The sequence below is a fragment of the Amycolatopsis sp. NPDC043885 genome (genome assembly GCF_056435685.1).
Genome location: NZ_JBWKEA010000001.1, coordinates 383,178 through 403,233, shown reverse-complemented (window position 1 = coordinate 403,233; position 20,056 = coordinate 383,178). Strand labels below are relative to the sequence as shown.

The following is a 20,056-nucleotide window of genomic DNA, read 5'->3' as shown; positions in this document are numbered from 1 at the left end:
GCCCGTCCGCTGGGCGTCTAACGGGCATGGAGAGAAGGGCGTTCCTCAAGCTCGCCGGCGCGACCGTGGCCGGGGCGGCCGCGACGGCGTGTTCCGCCGCCCCTCCCGCGCAAGCGCCCAGCTCGGCTCCAGGCACGTCGTTGCCGCCGAGCACCGGCGTCACGCCGCCGCCCGGTCCGCCGGATTGGGCCGCGTTGCGGAACAAGGTCTCCCTCCTCCTGCCCGGGGATTCCGGTTATGGCAGCGCCAAGCGTGTGTTCAATCCGGCCTTCGACGGCCTCAATCCCGCTGCCATCGCGAAATGCGCCAAGCCCGAAGACGTGCAGGCGGCCGTTTCCGCTGCCGCGAGACGGGTTCCTATCGCCGCGCGCAGTGGAGGCCACAGCTACGCCGGCTACTCGGTTCCCGACGGTGGCTTGATGATCGACCTCAGCGGAATGTCCTCAGTGGACGTCCAAGGTGATCAGGTCGTGATCGGCGCGGGCGCGAAACTGAAGGACGTCTACGCGACACTCGGCGGCGCGGGCCGTTGCCTGCCGGCGGGTTCGTGCCCCAGCGTCGGGATCGCCGGTCTGACGCTCGGCGGCGGAATCGGTGTCCTGGCCCGCAAATACGGTCTCACCTGTGACCATCTGGTGTCCGCGCAGGTCGTCACGGCGGACGGGGAACTCCGGACGGTGTCGGCGGATTCCGAGCCGGAGCTGTTCTGGGCGTTGCGCGGTGGGGGAGGTGGCAACTTCGGTGTCGTCACCTCGTTCACCTTCCGCACGGATCCCGCGCCGTCGGCCGTTTCGGTGTTCTCCTTGCATTTCCCGGCGGGCAGCGCGGACGATGTCGTCGCCGAGTGGCAGCGTTGGCTTCCCGAAGCACCGCCTGAGCTGTGGGCGAACGTCGTGCTGTCCGGCGGGTCTCCGGTCGGTGCGCGTATTTCCGGTTGCTACGTCGGCGATTCCGCTTCCTTGGGTAAGCTGCTGGACGGATTCTCCGGTGCGACGCGTTCGGTCAAGCAGTTCGACTATCTCGGCGCGATGAAGTACTTCTCCGGCAGCGAGAATCGTCAGTCCTTTGTGGCCTCATCGCGGATTCTCGGCGAACCGGCGGATCCCGCGAAACTGACGTCGATCCTCAAGGGCAGGCGCGGAATGGACCTGCTGGTCGACGGTCTCGGTGGCGCTGTCGCCGACATCGCCCCGGACGCCACCGCGTTCTGGCACCGGAAAGCGCTCGGCAGCGTCCAGATCTACAGTCAGGCGGACGCGCGTAACCGTTCCGCGGCAACGGATTCCGTCGCGGAGGTGGTGACGGGGATCGGGCTGGACGGGGGCTACGTCAACTACATCGACCCCGCCCTGCCCGACTGGATGACGGCCTACTACGGCGGCAACGCCACCCGCCTCAAGCAGGTGGCGAAGACCTACGACCCGGACAAGGTGTTCGGATTCGCGCAGGCCATCACCCCGGACTAGAGGTCGATGCCGGTGAAGACGGTGACCCGTTCCTCGGTGAGGTCGTGCATCGCGGCCAGGACGCCTTCCCTGCCGACGCCCGATCCCTTGACGCCGCCGTAGGGCATCTGGTCCGCGCGGTAGCTCGGGACGTCGCCGATGATCACGCCGCCCACTTCGAGTTCCGTCGACGCGTAGAAGGCGAGATGCACGTCGCGGGTGAACACTCCGGCCTGCAAGCCGTAGGCGGATTCGTTGACCGACGCGAAAGCCTCGTCGACACCGTCCACAAGGGATACTGCGAGTACCGGCCCGAAGATCTCCTCCGCCCAGGCCTTTGTGGACGGTGGCACGTCGGTGAGCACGGTCGGCTGCACCGTCGCGCCCTCTCGCTTGCCGCCGGTGAGGATCTTCGCCCCCGCGGCGACGGCCTCGTCGATCCAGGCGACGATCCGCTCCGCGGCGGCTTCGTCGACGACCGGGCCGACGTCGGTGTTCTTGTCGTACGGGTCACCGGTTCGCTGTGCCCGTACGGCTTCCACCAAGGCGGGCACGAATTCCTCGGCGACCTCGCGTTCGACGATCACGCGCTGCACGGCGATGCAGGACTGCCCGGCCTGGTAGTTGCCGAAGGTCGCGATGCGCTCCGCGGCACCTTCCGGATCCGGCCAGTCGCGGAGCACGACGGCGGCCGCGTTGCCGCCGAGTTCGAGCACGACATGCTTGCGCGGCGCGGCATCCGCGATCGACCAGCCGACCGGACCCGAACCGGTGAACGACACGACCGGGAGCCGAGGATCCGCGACCAGCGCCGAAGTCTCCTCGTTGCCGAGCGGCAGTACCGAGAACGCGCCTTCCGGCAGGTCCGTCTCGGCCAGGATCTCGCCGAGGATCAGCGCGGACAACGGCGTGCGCGGCGCGGGTTTGACGATGATCGGCGCGCCGACCGCGAGCGACGGCGCGACCTTGTGCGCCACCAGGTTCAAGGGGAAGTTGAACGGCGCGATGCCCAGCACCGGGCCGCGCGGGATACGCCGGGTCAGTGCCAGCCTGCCCTCGCCCGCGGGGTCGGTGTCCAGGCGCTGCAGGTCGCCGCTGAACCGGCGGGCCTCTTCGGCCGCGATCCGGAACACCGACACCGCGCGCCGGACCTCCGCGTCGGCCCACTTGAGCGGCTTGCCGTTCTCGGCGGTGATGACCTCGGCGATCTCCTCGGCCCGGCCGGCGAGGACCCGCGAAACGTGGTCGAGCGCCGCGGCGCGGCTGTGCGCCGAGGAACGCCGGAACTCCTTCGCGACGCTCGCCGCAGCGCTCACCGCTCGTTCGACCTGCTCCGGTCCGGGCACCGCGACGGTGGCGACTTCGCTGCCGTCGTAGGGGTGATGCACGGTGATCGTCGAAGCGCCCTGCTCGGGGCGTCCGGCGATCCAGGCGGGGCGCGGCTCCGGGGTGATCATGTCCATGGGGACAAGGTATTCCAGTCAGGGTTTGACGAGCACCTTGAGCGCTTCGCGGTCCGCCATCGCACGGTAACCGTCGGGGACCTCTTCGAGCCCGATGGTCCGGTCGAAGACCTTGCCCGGCTGGTACTTGCCCTCGACGACGTCTTCGAGCAGCTCGGGGATGTAGTGGCGGGCCGGGGCGACGCCACCGGTGACGGTGATGTTGCGGCGGAAGAGCGCGGGGCCGATCGGGCCCTCGGCGTACTGCGGCACGCCGACGCGGCTGAGTGTGCCGCCGGGGCGGACCGCGCCGACGCCCATCTCGAAGGCGGGCTTCGTGCCGACGCATTCGAGGACGGTGTGCGTGCCTTCGCCGTTCGTCAGCTCTCGGACCTTCTCGATGCCTTCGTCGCCGCGCTCGGCTACGACGTCTGTCGCGCCGAACTCGCGGCCGAGGTCCGTGCGGGTCCGGTGGCGGCCCATCAGGATGATGCGCTCGGCTCCGAGGCGCTTCGCCGCGAGAACCGCGGAGAGACCTACGGCGCCGTCACCGATGACAGTGACGGTGGCGCGCTCGTTCACGCCCGCTTTGACCGCCGCGTGGTGGCCGGTCGCGAACACGTCGGAAAGCGTGAGGAACGAGGCGAGGAGGTCGTCGTCCTCGGTGTGCGGCAGTTTCACGAGCGTGCCGTCGGCCTGGGGGACGCGGACGGCCTCGCCCTGGCCGGCGTCGACGCCCTTCGCACCCCAGTTGCCACCGTGCAGGCAGGAGGTGTGGAGGCCTTCGCGGCAGAACTGGCACGTGTTGTCGGAGTAGACGAAAGGCGCTACGGCCAGGTCTCCCGGTTTGAGCGTGGTGACGTCGGAGCCGACGGCCTCGACGACGCCGAGGAACTCGTGCCCGATCCGGACGCCGCGCTCGCGCGCGGGCATGCTGCCGTACGGCCAGAGGTCACTGCCGCAGATGCAGGAGCGGACGACGCGGAGGAGGGCGTCGGTCGGTTCGCTCAGCTTCGGGTCCGGGACGGTCTCGACGCGTACGTCGCCGGCGCCGTAGATGAGAGTCGCTCGCAAGACGGGTCCTTTCCTCGGCTGGCCCCAGTATGGGCGCGTCGCGTTTAGCCCGCTAAACGCGATCTGTTCGGGGACGGGACCGATAGAGGTCGCGGAGCAGCAGGACCTCGGCGCCGTGGTGGATGGCCTCCCGGTTGATGTGCAGGACGAGGGTCGCGAGCGGGTACTCCGCGTACGGGCCTTCAGCCTCGCCGCAGGGGTGCGCGAGGTCCTCGGCGATGAGGCCGCGGACGCCGTCACGCCAGCGCGCGTAGGCGTCGTCGAGCTGCTTCAGCGCTTCTTTGGCGGAGCCCGCGTAGGGGAAGGTCTGGTAGTCGACGGGCGGTCCGCCGAAATGCGACGCGTTTCGCATCGCGAACACGCCGATGATGATGTGGGCGAGGCGCCACGCGATCGTCGTCACCGGCGGCGGAGACGGCTCCGGATACGCCCAGTCGATCGTGAAAGCGCCGTTCTCGCCCGGCCGGATCGTCCAGCAGTCTTCGACGGGTTCCCAGAGGTATTCGTCGTCGCCGAGGGTGTCCAGCCGGGGCCGGAGATGCTGTGTCCAATGCCAGTCGAGCTGTTCGGAGAGTTCCTTGCTCCAGTCGATTTCCATGTCTCGGACGTTAGGACGCCTCGCGGTCATCCGCTGTCCTGAATCGTGAGGGGGTTGGCGGCGAGGTGACCCGGCCCACCTGGGACGATGGTGGGGAAGCGTACTGCTCTGATCTGGAGGTTTCAGGTGCCCAGTCCCACCGGTCCGGTACTCGTCGTGGACTTCGGGGCGCAGTACGCGCAACTGATCGCGCGGCGCGTGCGTGAGGCGCAGGTCTACTCCGAGGTCGTCCCGCACACCGCCACCGCCGAGGACATCCTCGCCAAGGACCCCGCCGCGATCATTCTTTCCGGTGGTCCTTCCAGCGTGTACGCGGAGAACGCCCCCGCCCTCGCCCCCGGACTGGTCGACGCGGGCGTGCCGATCCTCGGCATCTGCTACGGCCACCAGGTGCTCGCTCAGGCCCTCGGCGGGACGGTCGAGCCGACCGGGATCCGCGAGTTCGGCCGCACCGAGGTCCGCGTCGCCGGTGAGGGCGGTGTCCTGCACGCCGGCCTCCCGAGCAACCAGCCCGCCTGGATGAGCCACAACGACAGCGTCACCAAGGCTCCCGAGGGCGCCACCGTGACCGCTTCGAGTGACGGCGCCGCCGTCGCCGGGTTCGAAGACGTCAAGCGCCGCTTCGCCGGTGTCCAGTACCACCCCGAGGTGCACCACTCGCCGCACGGCCAGGAGGTGCTTCGCCGCTTCCTGCACGACATCGCGGGCATCAAGCCGCAGTGGACGACGTCGTCCATCGTCGACGACCAGGTCAAGCGCATCGCCGAGCAGGTCGGCGACGGCCGGGCGATCTGCGGGCTCTCCGGCGGCGTCGACTCCGCCGTGGCCGCCGCGCTGGTCCAGCGGGCCATCGGCGACCGGCTGACCTGCGTGTTCGTCGACCACGGTCTGCTCCGCTCCGGCGAGCGCACCCAGGTCGAACGCGATTTCGTCGCCGCGACCGGGGTCAACCTGGTGACCGTCGACGCGCGCGACCGGTTCCTCGACGCGCTGGCCGGGGTCACTGATCCCGAGGAGAAGCGCAAGATCATCGGGCGCGAGTTCATCCGCGTGTTCGAGCAGGCCGAGCGCGACCTCAAGGCCAAGGGCGACTACAAGTTCTTGGTCCAGGGCACGCTGTACCCGGACGTCGTCGAGTCCGGCGGCGGTGAGGGCGCGGCGAACATCAAGAGCCACCACAACGTCGGCGGACTGCCCGACGACCTGCAGTTCGAGCTCGTCGAGCCGCTGCGCCTGCTGTTCAAGGACGAGGTGCGCCGCGTCGGGCTGGAGCTCGGGCTGCCGGAGACGATCGTGCAGCGGCAGCCGTTCCCCGGCCCGGGGCTCGGCATCCGGATCATCGGCGCCGTCGACGCCGAGCGGCTCGAGACGCTGCGCGCGGCGGACGCCATCGCGCGCGAGGAGCTCACCGCGGCCGGGCTGGACGGCGAGATCTGGCAGTGCCCGGTGGTGCTGCTGGCCGACGTCCGCAGCGTCGGCGTCCAGGGCGACGGGCGGACCTATGGGCACCCGATCGTGCTGCGACCCGTGTCGTCCGAGGACGCGATGACCGCGGACTGGACGCGGCTGCCCTACGAGGTGCTGGAGCGGATCTCGACCCGCATCACCAACGAGGTCGCCGAGGTGAACCGGGTGGTCCTGGACGTCACGTCCAAGCCGCCGGGCACCATCGAGTGGGAGTGACCGGCCCCGCCCGGACCTGCGTTTAGCCCCCTAATCGCGATCTGACGACTCTGGGCACCCCAGGCGACCGGATCGCGTTTAGCCCGCTAACTGCGCTCTGGGGTCTTGGGCGCCGGCCGCGGCCCGGATCGCGATTAGCCCGCGAAACGCAGGTCGGTGGCCGTGGGCACCCAGCGCCGCCCAGATCGCGATTAGGGGGCTAAACGCAGGTCGGGCGCCGGGGTGGGAGCAAGGCGAAGGCCCCGGCGAGGGGCCGGGGCCTTCGGAGTGGGGTGGAGCGTGAGCGGCGCCGCTAGCGGCGGCTCTTGCGCAGCGAAGCGGCGAGCAGCAGGACGCCGACGAAGATCGCCCCACCCGCCATGACCCACCGGAAGTCGAACTGCGGCAGCCACGAGGAGCCGTCCGAGAGGACGTAACCCGACACCAGCAGCGTCGCGATGCCGATGATCAGGGTGAAGACGTCCACCCCGCGCTTCGACGGCTGAGCCGACTGGGTCTGCGTGTTGTCGTAGTCGTACTCAGCCACGACGCACCTCCACGTTCCCGACACCGTTCTTGACCTGCAAAGTGATCTTCTGCCCGTTGTCGCCAGGCGCGGTGAAGTCGACGGCGTCCTCGCCGACCCCCGAGCGGGACTGACCGAGGCAGTCGACCTCGCCCGCGCCCGTCTCGCAGGAGACCTTCACTTCGGCACCCGCCGGCACGAGCACCGTCGAGTTGCCCGCCCCGTTGGAGACCTTCGTGGTCACCGAAGCGCCCGCTGGCAGCTTGGTCAGGTCGACGTCGATGTTGCCCGCCGAGCGGTGGTACTCCGGCAGTACCTCGGACACCTGGCTCGGCGTCGCCGTCAGGTCGCCGACGCCGCCCTTCACGGAGAAGTTCTCGAACGGCACCGTGGTCAGCGCCATCCCGACGATCGCCAGCGGCACCGCGAGCCCGATCAGCCCGCGACCACCCCGAACGAACGAACCGGCCACCAGACCGATACCGACCACACCCAGGGTGAGCCCGATGACGTGCTGCGGTGTGAACCACGCCTCGCCGTCCAGGCCGAGGACGGTGCCGATCCCGCCGACCAGCACGGCGATCCCGAAGGTCGCGGCGCCGATCTTCGACTTGCGGCGACGGGGCATCGGCGGCGCGGGAGGCGGCGGAGGGGGCTGCGGCGGCATTCCGCCGGACGGTGAAGCGTTCGGCAGATCCCAAGCGGACGGGTCGGCCGCGAGCGGGTCCCAGCCGCCCTCGGTCGCCGTCGAGGTAGAGGCGGCCGAGGCCGACGCCATCGAGAACGCGGCGGCAGGCTGAGCCGGGGCGGGCATCGACGGCCGGTTGAACTGACCGCGGTTGCGGTGCAGCAGATACAGCGCGACGGCCATCAGCGCGAACCCGATCAGCCCGGTGCCGTCGGTCATCCAGCCGCCGCTCAAGGTCCAGGTGAGACCGGGGAACAGCAGGATCAGCAGCAGCACCGCGAACGCGGGCGAACTCGACGCGCGGCCCCGTCCGATCAGACCCTCGAAAGCGGAAACGCGGTCGCCCTCCTGCGGCAGGAACAGCCAGCCCAGCAGATAGACGAAGACGCCGAAACCGCCGAACACGGTCGCCGCGACCAGCGCGACACGGACCACGGTCGGGTCGATGCCGTACCGGTAGCCGATGCCGGCGGCCACACCGGCGAACTTGCGGCCCGCCACCGGGCGGACCGGCCTGCTCCGCCAGAAATCCTTGACGGTCTCCTCGAAGCCGGCCGCGGGGCCGCGCTTCGGAACCTGTGTCTCACTCCCACTCATGCCACAAAGAATGCGCCCCGGCGGCCCCCGCCACATCCGGGAACGTCCCTGAGGTTTCCCCAGCGGGAAGAGTCAGGGGTTTCCCCGATGGATCAGTACCCCACTCCGTGTGACCATGGAGAACGTGCAGGAATCCGCCCCCAACGACCTCGCCGAACAGGTGAAGCCGACGATCATCGAGCGCCCTCCGGTGCCCGTTCCCGGCAGCCTGTCCCCGGCACCGTTCGAGCCGCCCAAGATGTACCGCCGCCGCTCCGGCCGCGCCATCGCGGGTGTCGCCGGCGGTCTCGCCGACCACCTCGGCGTCAAGGTGCTCTGGGTCCGGACCGCGTTCGCGTTGCTGGCCGCCCTGAACGGCGCCGGACTGCTCGCGTACGGCCTGCTCTGGGTGTTCGTCCAGCAGCAATCCGGCGAGGTCGAGCCGGAGAAATCAGCGCCGAAGGAGAAACAGCAGGCGTTCGGCCTGATGGCGCTGGGTGTCGGTCTCGCCGTCGCCAGCGGCACGTTGACCGGCCTGATCAGCGGCTGGGTGGCCATCCCGCTGGCGCTGGCGATGATCGGTGCGGCCGTCGTCTGGCGGGAGGCCGACGAGTCGCAACGACGGCGCTGGCGCGTCAGTGCCAAGGGCGGTGTCGCCACGGCGTTCCTCGGCGGCGGAGGCTGGTCGGCCGCGATCCGCGTGGTCGCCGGTGTCGCCCTGGTGATGACCGGCATCGGCGTCGTCGTCCTGGAGAGCGGCAGCATCGACCAGGTCAAGTTCGCGCTGGTCGCCGTGATCGCGACGCTGTTCGGGGTCGCCGTGCTGACCGTCCCGTTCTGGCTGCGCCTGGTCCGCGACCTGTCCGACGAGCGGATGGCGCGCATCCGCACCGACGAACGCGCCGAGATCGCCGCGCATCTGCACGACTCGGTCCTCCAGACCCTCGCGCTGATCCAGAAGCAGGCGGAATCGCCGCGTGAGGTCGCGAGGCTCGCGCGCGGTCAGGAACGCGAGCTGCGTGGCTGGCTGTACGGGCCGTCGGGGTACGGCAAGAGCAAGAAGACCGAGGAAGAGGCCGTCAGCGGTCAGCTGTCCGAAGTGCTCGCCGCCGCGTGCGGCGAGGTCGAGGACGCGTTCGCGATTTCGGTGCAGCAGGTCGTCGTGGGGGAGGCCACGCTGAACGAGCCGCTGACCGCGCTGGTCCAGGCGGCACGCGAAGCGATCGTCAACGCCGCCAAGCACGCGGGTGTCGACGAGGTAAGTGTGTACGCCGAGGTCGAGCCGACAGCGGTGACGGTCTTCGTGCGGGACAGGGGCAAGGGGTTCGACCCCGACGTCGTGCCGAGCGACCGGCACGGTCTCGCCGATTCCATCCGGGGGCGGATGGAACGGCACGGGGGCAAGTGCAAGCTGCGTACCGCACCGGGTGAAGGAACCGAGGTCCAGCTGGAGATGCCGGTCAAGGCGGGGAAGGGCGCGGCGTGAGGTCGCTATGCTCACGGGACAGGGCGAGCGAGGGAGCATCGTGACGGAGAACCAGCAGACGCGGGAGCCGGTCAAGGTCTTCCTCGTCGACGACCACGCGCTCTTCCGCGCGGGTGTGCGCACCGAACTGGACTCGATCACCGACGACGTCCGCGTGGTCGGCGAGGCGGGCTCGGTCGCCGAAGCGGTCGCGGGCATCGCCCGGACCAAACCGCAGGTCGTGCTGCTCGACGTGCACATGCCGGACGGCGGCGGCGCCGAGGTGCTGCGCCGGGTCCGGCCGGAACTGCCGGACGTCGTGTTCCTCGCGCTGTCGGTCTCCGACGCCGCGGAGGACGTGATCGCCGTGATCCGCGCGGGGGCGCGGGGCTACGTCACGAAGACGATCTCGTCGAAGGAACTCGTCCGTGCCGTCGTGCGGGTCTCGGAGGGGGACGCGGTGTTCTCGCCGCGGCTGGCCGGATTCGTGCTCGACGCCTTCGCCGACCGGCCGGGTTCCGCGCCGATCAGCGACCCGGATCTCGACCTGCTGACCCCGCGTGAGCGTGACGTGCTGCGGCTGCTCGCGCGCGGGTACGCGTACAAGGAGATCGCGTCGGAGCTGTTCATCTCGGTGAAGACCGTCGAGACGCATGTGTCGAGCGTGCTGCGGAAGACGCAGCTTTCGAACCGGTACGAGCTTTCGCGCTGGGCTTCCGACCGGCGTCTCGTCTAGGTGGCGCCTGTTCTCATCGGCCTGGTGGCCGTGTTCTTCCTGGGCATGGGGCTGCTCGGGCTCGTCGCGCCGAAACGGCTGATCCGGCCGTTCGGCATCTCGCTGGAGTCGGCGACGGCGCGGACCGAAGTGCGCGCGGTGTACGGCGGCTTCGGGGTGGCTGTCGCGGTGCTGCTCGGGTTCGCGGCTTTCGACGTCGGCGGGATACAGCGGGGCGCCGCGATCGCGGTGGCCGTCGCGCTCGCCGGGATGGCCTTCGGACGGCTGGTCGCGCGGTTCGCGGAGCGGCCGGAGCGGTTCTATCCGAGCTGGCTCTACTTCTGGGTCGAGATCGTCCTCGCCACCCTGCTCATCCTCGCGACCCTCTGACGCCCTGACCTGCGTTTAGCGGGCTAATCGCGATCCGGCGAGCCCCCAGGCCCCACCGCGTCGCGTTTTGCCCGCTAAACGCAGGTCAGCGGAATTCGTGGGTGACCTCGATCTTCCCGACGATGTGCGCGTTGAACTCGGCGAGGTCCTCGGCCGGGACCCAGAGCTCCAGGATCGTCTTCCCGCCCGCCTGCTGGACGGGGTACCGCTCGACGAACGCGATCTCGACCTCGAACCGCGTCACGAACCCGGCGCCGTCGTACCGCACGTTCCAGTCGCGGGCGATCTTGATCGCGTAGTCCTCGTTCAGCACCGGGTAGAAGATCGGCTGCTCCGGCAGCCGCGGCGGCCACTCGCGCCAGCCCGACTCGCGGACGAGGTCGAGCTCGGCCGGGCCCGTCGGCCGCCACAACGTCGTCGTGGCGGTCACGGCGCGGCCTCCCCGGCGGCGGCGAGAGGGCGCTCGACCTGCGGAGTGGTAGCAAAGGTCCCTTGCTCCCTCGGGCGGAGCCGGGTCAGCGCGACCCCGCCCAGCACGACGACCATTCCGGCGATCACCCGCAGGTTCAGCGGCTCGGCCAGGAACACCGCCCCCAGCAGTACCGAAACCACCGGCAGCAGGTAGCCGACGATCGACGCCGCGACGGCGCCCTCGCTCGCGAGGAGCTGGTAGTTCAGCGCGAACGCGATCCCGGTCGACCCGATCCCCAGGATCACGACCGCGACGATCGCGCCGGTGCTCAGGTTCACCGGTTCGAACCCGCCCATCGGCATCGCGAGCAGCAGGAACCCGGTCGCCAGCAGCATCTGCCCGCCGGCCAGCGACAGCGGCGAGTCACCGGTACCGGTGAGGTACTTGCCCTCGTAGACGAACGCGAACCCGTAGCTCGCGGCCGCCGCGAGGCACGCCAACGCGCCCCAGCTGAGCAGGCCGGAGGCCTCCCACGGCGCGAAGATCAGCAGGATCCCGGCGAGCCCGACGACGAGTCCGGTGACCCGCACCGCGGTCATCTTCGTCCGCGCGCCCATCATCGGCGCGGCCAGCAACACCCACAGGGGTGTCGTCGAGTTCAGCACCCCGGTGATCCCGGAGTCGACGGTCAGCTCACCCCACGCGAACAGCAGGAACGGCAGCGCGTTGTGGAAGAACGCCGCGACGGCCAGGTGCCCCCAGATCCGCCGTCCCGACGGCAGCCGGTCCCGGCCGAGGTAGCAGAGCCCGATCAGCACCGCCGCGCCGAGCGCCACCCGCGCCAGCACCAGCTGCACCGGCGAGAACGCGCCGAGCCCCAGTTTGATCCAGAAGAAACTCGATCCCCACATGAGCGCCAGCGCGCCGATCCGCAGCAGGGTCTTCGTCTCGCCCACCCCAGTCCTCCTTAAGTGCCTGGCCCAGCTTCGCCGCGCCGACGCGTAAGGACAAGCGAAAATAACTGCAGGGAGCCTTAAGAAGAACTGTACGATCGGAGCATGCTGGACGTCCGCCGCATGCAGGTCCTCCGAGCCGTCATCAGCAGCGGTTCGATCACCGCCGCCGCCCGGAACCTCGGCTACACACCTTCCGCGATCAGCCAGCAATTGTCCACCCTGGAAAGGGAAGCGGGCGTCGAACTGCTCGAACGCGTCGGCCGCGGCGTGCGGCCGACGCCAGCCGGTTCGCTGCTGTCCGAACACGCGGAAACGCTGAGCACGCAGCTCGCCAAGGCCGAAGCCGCGCTCACCGAACTCAAGGAAGGCCGCACGGGCAGGCTCGCGATCCGCTATTTCGCCACCGCGGGCGCGTCGCTGGTGCCCTTGGCCGTCGCCGCGCTGCGCCGTGACTTCCCGGGTGTCCGCCTCGACCTGAAACTGGTCGAGCCCGACGATTCGATGCCCGAGATCGAGTCGGGCAAGGCCGACGTCGCGATGATCGTGCTCCCCAGCAGCACTCCCCGGATCAAAGGCGTCGAGTACATCCACCTCCTCGACGATCCGTACCGCGCGATCCTGCCGAAGAACCACCGGCTCGCCCGCAAACGCGTCCTCGATCTCGGCGAGCTCGCGGAGGATCCGTGGGTCGGCGTCGACGGTCTTCCCGGCGCCTGCCGCGACATCCTGCTCGACGCCTGCGGCGCGGCCGGATTCGCCCCGAACCACGTCGTCGAATCCGAGGATTACCAGACGGCACAAGGGTTCGTGGCCGCCGGGCTCGGTGTCGCGCTGATCCCGGAGCTCGGCCTCGGCGCCCCGCATCCCGGCGTCGCCATCCGCAAGGTCCGGCGGCCGGATCCGGTGCGGTCCATCCACGCCGCCGTGGCCGCGCACGCCAGGGAACACCCCGCGGTGCGACGGTTCCTCCTCGCGATCCGCGAAGGGGCCGGACAGGTAAGCGGGACTGGCCGAGTGGGCACGAAAACCGGCTGAGCTTGAACAGCCGCACTGGCGGTCGACAACCTGGCAGGGAACCTGCCAGCGAAAGGACCCCGGTGCGCCCCCTGATCGTCCTGCACGGCTCTTGGCACCAGCCCGCCCATTTCGACGACCTCGCCGAACGCCTGCGCCGGGAAGGCGCCGTGGTCACCGTCCCCGACCTGGGCGGGCGTCCGATCGCCGAAACCACCCGGACCGTCCAGGAAATCGTCGACAAGGCGACCGAGCCACCGGTGGTGCTCGCGCACTCCTTCGGCGGGCTGACCGCCAGCGGCCTCCGGGGGGCCGCGCACCTGGTCTACCTGGCCGCGATCGTCAGTGAACCGGGGGAAACCGCCCAGTACTGGATCGAGCGGACCAGAGAAGAAACCGGACGCGAGCCCCAGCAGTTGCCCTTGACCTTCGACGACCAAGGCCTGACCCACCTCGACCTCGCCGCCGTCCGCGAGGCCATGTACGCCGACTGCACGGACGCCGTCGCCGAGCGCGCCACGGCCCTGCTGCGTTCCGAGCCCGTCACGATCTTCGACGAGTCACCGGAAGGCTCGGCGTGGAAGGACACCCCGACCACCTACATCACCTGCACCGAAGACCGGGCGCTCGTCCCGGAAATGGTCGTCCACTTCGCCGCCCGGTGCGACACGACGGTGACCTGGCGGGCCGGCCACAGCCCGTATCTCAGCCGTCCTGTCGAGTTGGCGACGCTGGTCCTCGAGCGGCTCTAGCTCAGATCAGGAACAGCTCCGCGAACAGCACACCGACGAGGATCGCCGCCACCACGGCGCCAGCGACGATCAGCCATTTCCGGGTGTTCGGCGACTTCGCCGCCACCGGCGCGGCGGGCGCGGCGGGCGCGTACTGCTGCGCCGGCGGCGCGTACTGCGGCTGCGGCGGCTGATACTGCTGCGGCTGGTGCTGGGGAAACTGCGGCGCCTGCTGCTGCATGGGCACCGGCATCGAGGCCGGGACCGTCGGCATGGCGGGCGCGGTCGGCGGGATGAACGCCGTCTGCCGCCCTTCGGTGATCGCGTTCAGGGAGCGCACCGTGTCGGCCATCGTCGGCCGCGCGTCCGGCTCCGCCCGCAGCATCTTGCGCAGCGCGCCCGCCAGCGGCCCGGCGGTCTGCGGCGGCCGTTCCGAGGACTCGCCGTCCTCACCGAACGGCGGCACCCCCTCGACGGCCGTGTACAGCGTCGCGCCCAGCGAGAACACGTCGGACGCCGAAGTCGCCGGTTCGCCGCGCGCCACCTCGGGCGCCCGGTACGCGGGGCTCGGGCCGCCGCCGGTGATGCCGATGTCGGTGAGCTTCACTCCGCCGTCGTCGGCCAGCAGGACCGTGCCCGGCTCGACGGTCCGGTGCACCACCCCGGCCTCGTGCATCGCGGCCAGCGCGCGGCCGAGCACGATGCCCAGCCCGGCGGCCTGTTCCGCGGTCAGCCTGCCGTGCTCGGCGAGGAAGGTCGCCATCCCGCGGGACGGGATGTACTCCATCACCAGCCACACGTCCGGCCCGTCGGGCAGCACGTCGTACACCTTGATGGCGGTGGCGTGCTCGAACTTGGCCGCGTCCTTGCCTTCTTGGACGACGACGGCCTTGGCCTGCTCCGCCCGGTCCGGCGGCAGCCCGACGGGCAGGTACATGCGCTTCATCGCGACCGTGCGCAGCAGGCGTGTGTCGAACGCCAGCCACACGATGCCCGCCCGGCCTCGCCCGATGGGCTGGTCCAGGCGGTACCGGCCGCCGACGATGGAACCCTCAGAACTCAATTGCAGCCTCGGATCATGCTCCGCCGGGCTCGCCCGTCTGGCTGGTCGGGGTCGTCGGCGTAGGCGTCGTGGTCGGTGTCGTGGGAGTCGGCGTCTTCGTCGGAGTCTTGCTGGGCGTCTTGGACGGTGTCGTCGGGTCGGGCTCGTCCGTCTGACTCGCCTTGGTCGACGTCCTCTTCGACGCGCTCGTCTCCTTGGGCGGCTCGGCGGACTCCGTCTCCGTCGGCGTGTCCGTCGTCTCCGGAGCCGATGTCTGCGCCGACGAACTGGGTGCCGGCTTCGACGACGAGTTCCCCACCTGCGCGGGCGTCTCCGGGTTGTTCGGGGTCAGCAGCCAGAACCCCAGCGCGGCCAGCGCCACCACCACGACACCGCCGATGATCGCGGGCTTCTTCCACGCGCCCGGCTTTTCGTCGTCGTCCTCGTCCACCGGGCTGGTCTGCGCGCGGGTGGGCGGCGGCGGGGGCGGGTTGTCGTAATCGTCGTCGTAGGGATCGTCGTCGTAGTCGCCCGCGGGGATCGGGACGGCGCGCGTGGGCGCGGGGCCGCCGCCGGGGTGGCCGCGTTCGGCCAGCAACGCCGTCTCGTCGTAGTTGTCGTACCCGTCGTAGTCGTCTTCCGGGTAGCCCGACGCGGGCGGCTGGTGGTAGTCGTCCTCGTCGTCGTAGTACGACCCGGCCGCGTCCTGGTCGTCGAGGAGCGAGCCCGAGTGACCGGCGGCCTCGCTGTCGAGCGCCTGGGTCACGCCACCGCCGGCGAGCGCACCCGCGATCGGGGCGGCGAGCACGGTGTCGTCCGCGGGGCCACCCAGCGGCGTTTCACCCCGCGCGACGGCGGCGAGGAGCTCTTCGCACTCTTCGGCGGTGGGGCGGTGCCGCACCTCTGGGTGCAGCAGCACGGCCAGCACGCTGGCGAGCGGGCCGGACTGGCGCGGCGGGATGATCTGCCCGGCCGCGACCGCGTGCAGCAGGCTCAGCGTGTTCTCGCTGAGGCCGAACGGCGGCTGGCCTTCGCAGGCCGCGTAGAGCGTCGAGCCGAGCGAAAAGACGTCCGACTCCGGGCCGGGGTCGCCGCCGATGGCCACCTCGGGCGCCAGATAGGCGGGGGTCCCGGCGATCATCCCGGTCTTCGTGACCGTCACGTCGTCCTTGGCCCGCGAGATGCCGAAGTCGGTGATCTTCACCGTGCCGTTGGGCGCCAGCAGGATGTTGCCCGGCTTGATGTCCCGGTGCACGATGCCGACCGCGTGCGCTTCGGTCAGCGCCGCCGCGACCTGCGCGCCGATCCGCGCGACCTCCGTCGGCGGCAGCGTGCGCTCCTCCTGCAGCACCTGGGCGAGGCTGGTGGAGTTCAGGTACTCCATGATCAGGCACGGCTGGCCGTTGTCGTCGGTGACGACGTCGAACACCGAGATGGCGTTCGGGTGGTGCAGTCTGGCGGCGATACGCCCCTCGCGCATCGTGCGCTGACGGGCGTCTTCGGCGTCGTGAGCCTCAAGTCCGGGTTGCAGAAGCAACTGCTTGATCGCCACCGTGCGGCCGAGTACCTCGTCGTGCGCTTGCCACACGGCCCCCATCGCGCCCGTGCCGATCCGCCCGGCGATGCGATATCGACCGGCGACCAGGCGACCCTCGTCGCTCACGCGACCTCCCTTTGGGCTCCGTCTTCACGACGCGGAATCGTCCGCGTACGCGGTGCGGCCTTCAGCACGCCACAGCGTTGGAGCGTATGCACATGTAGTGGTCTGTGTGCCGGCTTTTCCGAGACCGACTCGTGATAAGGCTAGGCGCTCACTCTGCGCACACACACGCGGCACACTCTGATCGCCCTGGGTGGAGGGCTGTTACACGCGCGGTGTCCGTCACATGTGCTGCGCGGACAGCAGGCGCGCGTCGGTGATCAGGCCGGAGGTCTCGTCGGCGAATTCCAGCACCTGCGTGACCCGCAGCAGGCCGCCGTCCGGGTTGCGCATGGTCACGACGGCGAGGATGGTGCCGTCGGCCTGTTCCCGGACGTCCTGGATCTGGATGGCGTCCATGGCGCTCCACGCCTCGATCAGCTTGCCCGCTTCGGATTCGGCCAGCACCGGCGTGATCAGCGACATCGCGCCGTACGGATCGGCGTCGACGGTCTGGTAGAACTTCCGGACCGCGTCGATCTTGTCCTCGGCCGTGCTGACCGCGGCGGGCTTGGCGGCAGGCTGCGAGCTGGTGCTGCTGGACGACGAGCCCTGCGGCGGGAGCGAGCCCGAGCCGGTGCCTGAGGACGGCTGGGGCCTCGCGCTGCTGCCCGACGACGTCGGCGTCTCCTGCTTCCGCTGCGGCTCGGTGGAGTCCGGGACGGCGAGCCCGCCGAGCGCGGCTGCTCCGCTCATCACCTCGGGTACGGCGGCAGCCGGCACGGTGCCCTGCGGCTGTGTGCCCGCGAGCACGCCCGCGGTGACGACGGCGCCCGCGACCAGGAGCCCGGCGGCGACCAGGCCTGCCAGCTTCGCCCGCCGGATGGCGCGGCTTTCCGGCTCGTCCACCTCGGGTTCAGGCCGCGGTGACCGCTCTTCGCGGGCACGCGCGGGAACGAACTTCTGCGGCTCGCGGAAGACCTGCTCGAGGTACTCGCGGTCGACGCGGGTGTCGTTCAGGATCTCTTCCGGGATGACGTCCTCGACACGTACGGCGTCCTCCCGCCGTATGCGCTGTCGATCAAGCACGAAATTCCTCGCTCTGGTCCGGGGCAGGCGCTGGGCCGTTCGGCCCGACGCCTCTGGTCCGCGCGGCCGTCTTCTGAACGGTGCGGACCCTGCCGTCGTCAGGTAACCCTGTGCGGACGGTCCACGGCCAGACTCCATCGCCGGAATGCCGTCGCGATACGACGAACGGCAGCTTAGGTCACCCACCCGGACCAGGGATGACCGCTCGGCGCACCGCACGTGCAGAGGAACAGGACACTTGCACGTGCGCGGTCGCCTACATGCCGTCGTCGACGATCTTGTCGTCGTCGCCGAAGGTGAACGTACGCTGCTCCATGGTCTTCGTTCCGTCTTTGTGAGTGACCTCGACGGTGTTGACCGTGACGCCGCGGCGCTGGTCGATGCTGACCTTCTTCACCTCGAAGTAGGCGACATCGCGGTAGCGGTCCCGGAGGCCCTCCGCGCCTTCTTCGCGCAGGCCGCCGGAGGTCACCGAGGACGCCTCTTGGGGGTTCGTGGTAACCGAGTTGAGGAAGAGCTCGGTGTTGTCGCCCATCGCCTGCGCGTCCGGCTGCGACGCGTACCAGGGGGCCGGCGTGGTGGTGCGGTTGGCCGGGACGACCGGCGGCTTCTGCGGCCGATCGCTCGACGGCGGCGCGGGCCGCCCGGACGTCGCCGGCCCGCTCGAGTCGGGCCGCGACGAGCCGGTCCCGGCGCTTTCGCTGTCCGAGGGGGTGCCGGAATTTGCGGCACTGCGGTCGTCCCTGGTGGAGGACTCCTTCTCGGATTCAGACGGGTTGCCCGCCGCGCCACCCTGCGGCGGCGTGGCCGGATGGCCGGCGAGACCGTCCTGGGTCAGCGGGCTGCCACCGCGGTATCCGGGCCAGCCGCCCTGGCTCTGCTGCTCCGGGAGGGGTTTGCCGACCAGGTACGAACCGGCGAAGAGCAGGCCGACCACGACCAGCGCGGACGCCGCCGCCGCGAACCAGGCGGCCTTGCGCCAGGTCTTGGGCGGAGTCACCGAAGCGGGCACCGAACCGAGGTCGAAGGTGCTCAGACCGTCGACAGGCGGGGCTAGGTAGACACGGACGTCTTCGTTGTCGTCGACCTCCACCGGCTCGGGACGGCGGGGAGCGGGGGCGGTCAGCGTCACCTTCGTGCGCTGGGCGGCCTTCGCGCGCCGTTCCTCGGCGGGAGGCGGGACGGGTTCGGTGAACGAGACCTCGACGCGGGCCGGGCGGACTGGGGGCTCTACGGGGACCTCGCGAGCGGGCTGGGGGAGCGGCAGACGGCCGCTCGATGGGGCGTAGCCGGGGCCCGGCGCCCTCCTGTCCCGCGGCGGCGGCAGGGGAAGGGAACCGGTGGCGGGCGGGGCGAACTCGCGGTGCGCGTGATGCCCGTGCCCGCCTGCGCGCTGCCCCCGCGGCGGCACGGCGGGAGTCCAGCCTTCGGTACCGCCCGCCCGGTGGCGGCCCGCTTGCGTGGCGCCGTTCCGTCCCTGGTGTTCCGCCCAGCCGTTCATGTCCGAGCGACCCCCTCGCAGGCCGGCCCTGACGGCGATGTGACACCGGTTAAGCCGAACGGAGCAGCGGGTTCACGGGATCCCTCGCTTGCAGACTCCCAAGCAGTCTCGTGAGCAAATGCACGCGCATACGACTGGGGGCGCGCGGGGCCATCGCCCCCGCGCGCCATACGGGCATCGCCCGACCCAGACGCAAGGGTCCACACGAGGACCACACTAAAAGTTCGACACCCGCAAGTCTTCACCCGCTCTGCAAGTTGCAGATGTTTCACTCGGTCGGGCGCGGCCGAACGGGCCTCGGTGACGTTACGGAGTGCTATCGGCGCTGGTGAGGCCGTTCAGTTGCCGCTGCGGTACTTCTGCTGGGTCGACTGCAAGGCTTTCGTGGCCGTGATCCCGCTACCCGCTGCAAGCAAAATGGCGATGACGTCGAGCGTCGTTCCCCCACTCGTGAGCAGCCAGGCGAAAAGCGACGCGGCGGTGGTACCCGCCGCGATCGGCCAGCGCGTCTTGACGTACTGGGCGATGGGGGTGCCGCCCGCGCGCTTACCCGCCGCGTTGTTCAGCATGGCGAGATAGCCCAGATGGCCCAGCGCGGCGAGCACACCGGCGATCGCGATCACGACGGCGATGAGGTTAATCATGTGTCCAGTTTGCCCTGTCCCGGGCCGTCGTGGCTCGGGGAACACCCTGAGTTCCGCCTCACGGCACTGGATCGTGACGTGGCCGGATCGCGTTTAGCCCGCTAAACGCGATCCGGGTGCGTCGCGGGAGCAAGGGACCTTTGCTACCACTTACCGTCCCAGCCTGCCCCGCCCGAGGTTGAGCAGCGCCATCGCCAGCTGCCGCCCCTCCGGCCCGAGCTCGCGGTAGCGCGCGAGCACGTCCATCTCGCGGTTGTAGACGATCCTGGTGCCGCCCGCGGCCATCCTGGCCGCACCGATCGTCTTGGAGACTTCGACGCGGCGTTTGACCAGCCGCAGGATCTCGCCGTCGAGGAAGTCGATCTCCTTGCGGAGCTCGCCGATCTCTTCGGCGGTGGCGGTGGGTTCTTCGGCGTCCGGCTTCTGTGTGGTGCTCATCGGGACCTT

General features: G+C 70.2%; 20 protein-coding genes. 7 read left to right on the top strand and 13 right to left on the bottom strand.

Going from position 1 to position 20,056, the window contains the following annotated elements:
• The first annotated feature begins 26 nt into the window (after positions 1–26).
• A complete protein-coding gene (locus AC069I_RS02035) occupies positions 27–1,466 on the top strand; it encodes an FAD-binding oxidoreductase (RefSeq protein WP_478264669.1) in 1,440 nt (479 codons plus the stop codon).
• Here the strand turns inward: AC069I_RS02035 and AC069I_RS02030 are convergent.
• Genes AC069I_RS02030 through AC069I_RS02020 form a run of 3 tightly spaced genes read right to left on the bottom strand, consistent with a single transcriptional unit; the run spans position 1,463 to position 4,559 of the window.
• On the bottom strand, positions 1,463–2,908 hold the full coding sequence (locus tag AC069I_RS02030; protein WP_478225018.1) for an aldehyde dehydrogenase family protein: 1,446 nt from the start codon (positions 2,906–2,908) through the stop codon (positions 1,463–1,465). The genes AC069I_RS02035 and AC069I_RS02030 overlap by 4 nt on opposite strands.
• An 18-nt stretch (positions 2,909–2,926) precedes the next feature.
• Positions 2,927–3,961 carry a zinc-dependent alcohol dehydrogenase family protein gene (locus AC069I_RS02025; RefSeq protein WP_478233954.1) on the bottom strand — a complete coding sequence of 345 codons (1,035 nt, stop codon included), beginning with the start codon at positions 3,959–3,961 and terminating at the stop codon, positions 2,927–2,929.
• A 52-nt stretch (positions 3,962–4,013) separates the two neighbouring features.
• Complete coding sequence (locus AC069I_RS02020) at positions 4,014–4,559, bottom strand: DinB family protein (protein ID WP_478264668.1); 546 nt, start codon at positions 4,557–4,559, stop codon at positions 4,014–4,016.
• A gap of 126 nt (positions 4,560–4,685) precedes the next feature.
• Between AC069I_RS02020 and guaA the strand changes: the two genes are divergently transcribed.
• The gene (gene guaA, locus AC069I_RS02015; protein WP_478264667.1) at positions 4,686–6,242 is read left to right on the top strand and encodes a glutamine-hydrolyzing GMP synthase; all 1,557 of its coding nucleotides are present in this window, start codon (positions 4,686–4,688) and stop codon (positions 6,240–6,242) included.
• Between the two features lie 292 nt (positions 6,243–6,534).
• On the opposite strand, the gene AC069I_RS02010 is transcribed toward guaA, so the two are convergent.
• The gene (locus AC069I_RS02010) at positions 6,535–6,768 is read right to left on the bottom strand and encodes a hypothetical protein (RefSeq protein ID WP_478225022.1); all 234 of its coding nucleotides are present in this window, start codon (positions 6,766–6,768) and stop codon (positions 6,535–6,537) included.
• Positions 6,761–8,032 carry a PspC domain-containing protein gene (locus AC069I_RS02005; protein ID WP_478264666.1) on the bottom strand — a complete coding sequence of 424 codons (1,272 nt, stop codon included), beginning with the start codon at positions 8,030–8,032 and terminating at the stop codon, positions 6,761–6,763. The genes AC069I_RS02010 and AC069I_RS02005 overlap by 8 nt, the downstream gene beginning before the upstream one ends.
• Positions 8,033–8,141: 109 nt before the next feature.
• Between AC069I_RS02005 and AC069I_RS02000 the strand changes: the two genes are divergently transcribed.
• From AC069I_RS02000 to AC069I_RS01990, 3 genes are read left to right on the top strand one after another with little or no spacing between them, the layout of a single operon-like run.
• Entirely contained in the window at positions 8,142–9,497 is a 1,356-nt protein-coding gene (locus AC069I_RS02000; RefSeq protein ID WP_478225025.1) for a PspC domain-containing protein, read from the top strand.
• Between the two features lie 40 nt (positions 9,498–9,537).
• The gene (locus AC069I_RS01995; RefSeq protein WP_478233949.1) at positions 9,538–10,212 is read left to right on the top strand and encodes a response regulator; all 675 of its coding nucleotides are present in this window, start codon (positions 9,538–9,540) and stop codon (positions 10,210–10,212) included.
• On the top strand, positions 10,213–10,581 hold the full coding sequence (locus AC069I_RS01990; RefSeq protein ID WP_478225027.1) for a DUF4345 domain-containing protein: 369 nt from the start codon (positions 10,213–10,215) through the stop codon (positions 10,579–10,581).
• A gap of 85 nt (positions 10,582–10,666) precedes the next feature.
• Here AC069I_RS01990 and AC069I_RS01985 read toward each other — a convergent pair whose 3' ends face one another.
• Both AC069I_RS01985 and AC069I_RS01980 read right to left on the bottom strand, forming a co-directional pair.
• The gene (locus AC069I_RS01985; RefSeq protein ID WP_478264665.1) at positions 10,667–11,011 is read right to left on the bottom strand and encodes a hypothetical protein; all 345 of its coding nucleotides are present in this window, start codon (positions 11,009–11,011) and stop codon (positions 10,667–10,669) included.
• Entirely contained in the window at positions 11,008–11,949 is a 942-nt protein-coding gene (locus tag AC069I_RS01980; protein WP_478225029.1) for a DMT family transporter, read from the bottom strand. The genes AC069I_RS01985 and AC069I_RS01980 overlap by 4 nt, the downstream gene beginning before the upstream one ends.
• Before the next feature lie 102 nt (positions 11,950–12,051).
• On the opposite strand from AC069I_RS01980, the gene AC069I_RS01975 reads away from it, so the two are divergent.
• Positions 12,052–12,984, top strand: a complete 933-nt coding sequence (locus AC069I_RS01975; protein WP_478225030.1) for a LysR family transcriptional regulator — start codon at positions 12,052–12,054, stop codon at positions 12,982–12,984.
• A gap of 62 nt (positions 12,985–13,046) precedes the next feature.
• Positions 13,047–13,715, top strand: a complete 669-nt coding sequence (locus tag AC069I_RS01970; protein WP_478225031.1) for an alpha/beta hydrolase — start codon at positions 13,047–13,049, stop codon at positions 13,713–13,715.
• A 1-nt stretch (position 13,716) separates the two neighbouring features.
• On the opposite strand, the gene AC069I_RS01965 is transcribed toward AC069I_RS01970, so the two are convergent.
• The 6 genes from AC069I_RS01965 to AC069I_RS01940 all read right to left on the bottom strand — a co-directional run bounded on the left by AC069I_RS01965 (position 13,717) and on the right by AC069I_RS01940 (position 20,047).
• A complete protein-coding gene (locus AC069I_RS01965; protein ID WP_478225032.1) occupies positions 13,717–14,757 on the bottom strand; it encodes a serine/threonine-protein kinase in 1,041 nt (346 codons plus the stop codon).
• 13 nt (positions 14,758–14,770) lie between these two features.
• The gene (locus AC069I_RS01960) at positions 14,771–16,399 is read right to left on the bottom strand and encodes a serine/threonine-protein kinase (RefSeq protein WP_478264664.1); all 1,629 of its coding nucleotides are present in this window, start codon (positions 16,397–16,399) and stop codon (positions 14,771–14,773) included.
• 219 nt (positions 16,400–16,618) lie between these two features.
• The gene (locus tag AC069I_RS01955; protein WP_478264663.1) at positions 16,619–17,464 is read right to left on the bottom strand and encodes a hypothetical protein; all 846 of its coding nucleotides are present in this window, start codon (positions 17,462–17,464) and stop codon (positions 16,619–16,621) included.
• Between the two features lie 256 nt (positions 17,465–17,720).
• The gene (locus AC069I_RS01950; RefSeq protein WP_478233944.1) at positions 17,721–18,965 is read right to left on the bottom strand and encodes a hypothetical protein; all 1,245 of its coding nucleotides are present in this window, start codon (positions 18,963–18,965) and stop codon (positions 17,721–17,723) included.
• Between the two features lie 338 nt (positions 18,966–19,303).
• Positions 19,304–19,609, bottom strand: coding sequence for a hypothetical protein (locus tag AC069I_RS01945; RefSeq protein ID WP_125680026.1), 306 nt, complete (start codon positions 19,607–19,609; stop codon positions 19,304–19,306).
• A gap of 150 nt (positions 19,610–19,759) precedes the next feature.
• On the bottom strand, positions 19,760–20,047 hold the full coding sequence (locus AC069I_RS01940) for a chorismate mutase (protein ID WP_034304455.1): 288 nt from the start codon (positions 20,045–20,047) through the stop codon (positions 19,760–19,762).
• Between the last annotated feature and the right edge of the window lie 9 nt (positions 20,048–20,056).

Excerpts from the sequence above, each read along its gene's own strand:
- AC069I_RS02030 (WP_478225018.1), bottom strand. The coding sequence starts at position 2,908 with ATGGACATGATCACCCCGGAGCCGCGCCCCGCCTGGATCGCCGGACGC.
- AC069I_RS02005 (WP_478264666.1), bottom strand. The coding sequence starts at position 8,032 with ATGAGTGGGAGTGAGACACAGGTTCCGAAGCGCGGCCCCGCGGCCGGC.
- AC069I_RS01940 (WP_034304455.1), bottom strand. The coding sequence starts at position 20,047 with ATGAGCACCACACAGAAGCCGGACGCCGAAGAACCCACCGCCACCGCC.
- AC069I_RS02035 (WP_478264669.1), top strand. The coding sequence starts at position 27 with ATGGAGAGAAGGGCGTTCCTCAAGCTCGCCGGCGCGACCGTGGCCGGG.
- AC069I_RS02020 (WP_478264668.1), bottom strand. The coding sequence starts at position 4,559 with ATGGAAATCGACTGGAGCAAGGAACTCTCCGAACAGCTCGACTGGCAT.
- AC069I_RS01950 (WP_478233944.1), bottom strand. The coding sequence starts at position 18,965 with ATGAACGGCTGGGCGGAACACCAGGGACGGAACGGCGCCACGCAAGCG.
- AC069I_RS01945 (WP_125680026.1), bottom strand. The coding sequence starts at position 19,609 with ATGATTAACCTCATCGCCGTCGTGATCGCGATCGCCGGTGTGCTCGCC.
- AC069I_RS01975 (WP_478225030.1), top strand. The coding sequence starts at position 12,052 with ATGCTGGACGTCCGCCGCATGCAGGTCCTCCGAGCCGTCATCAGCAGC.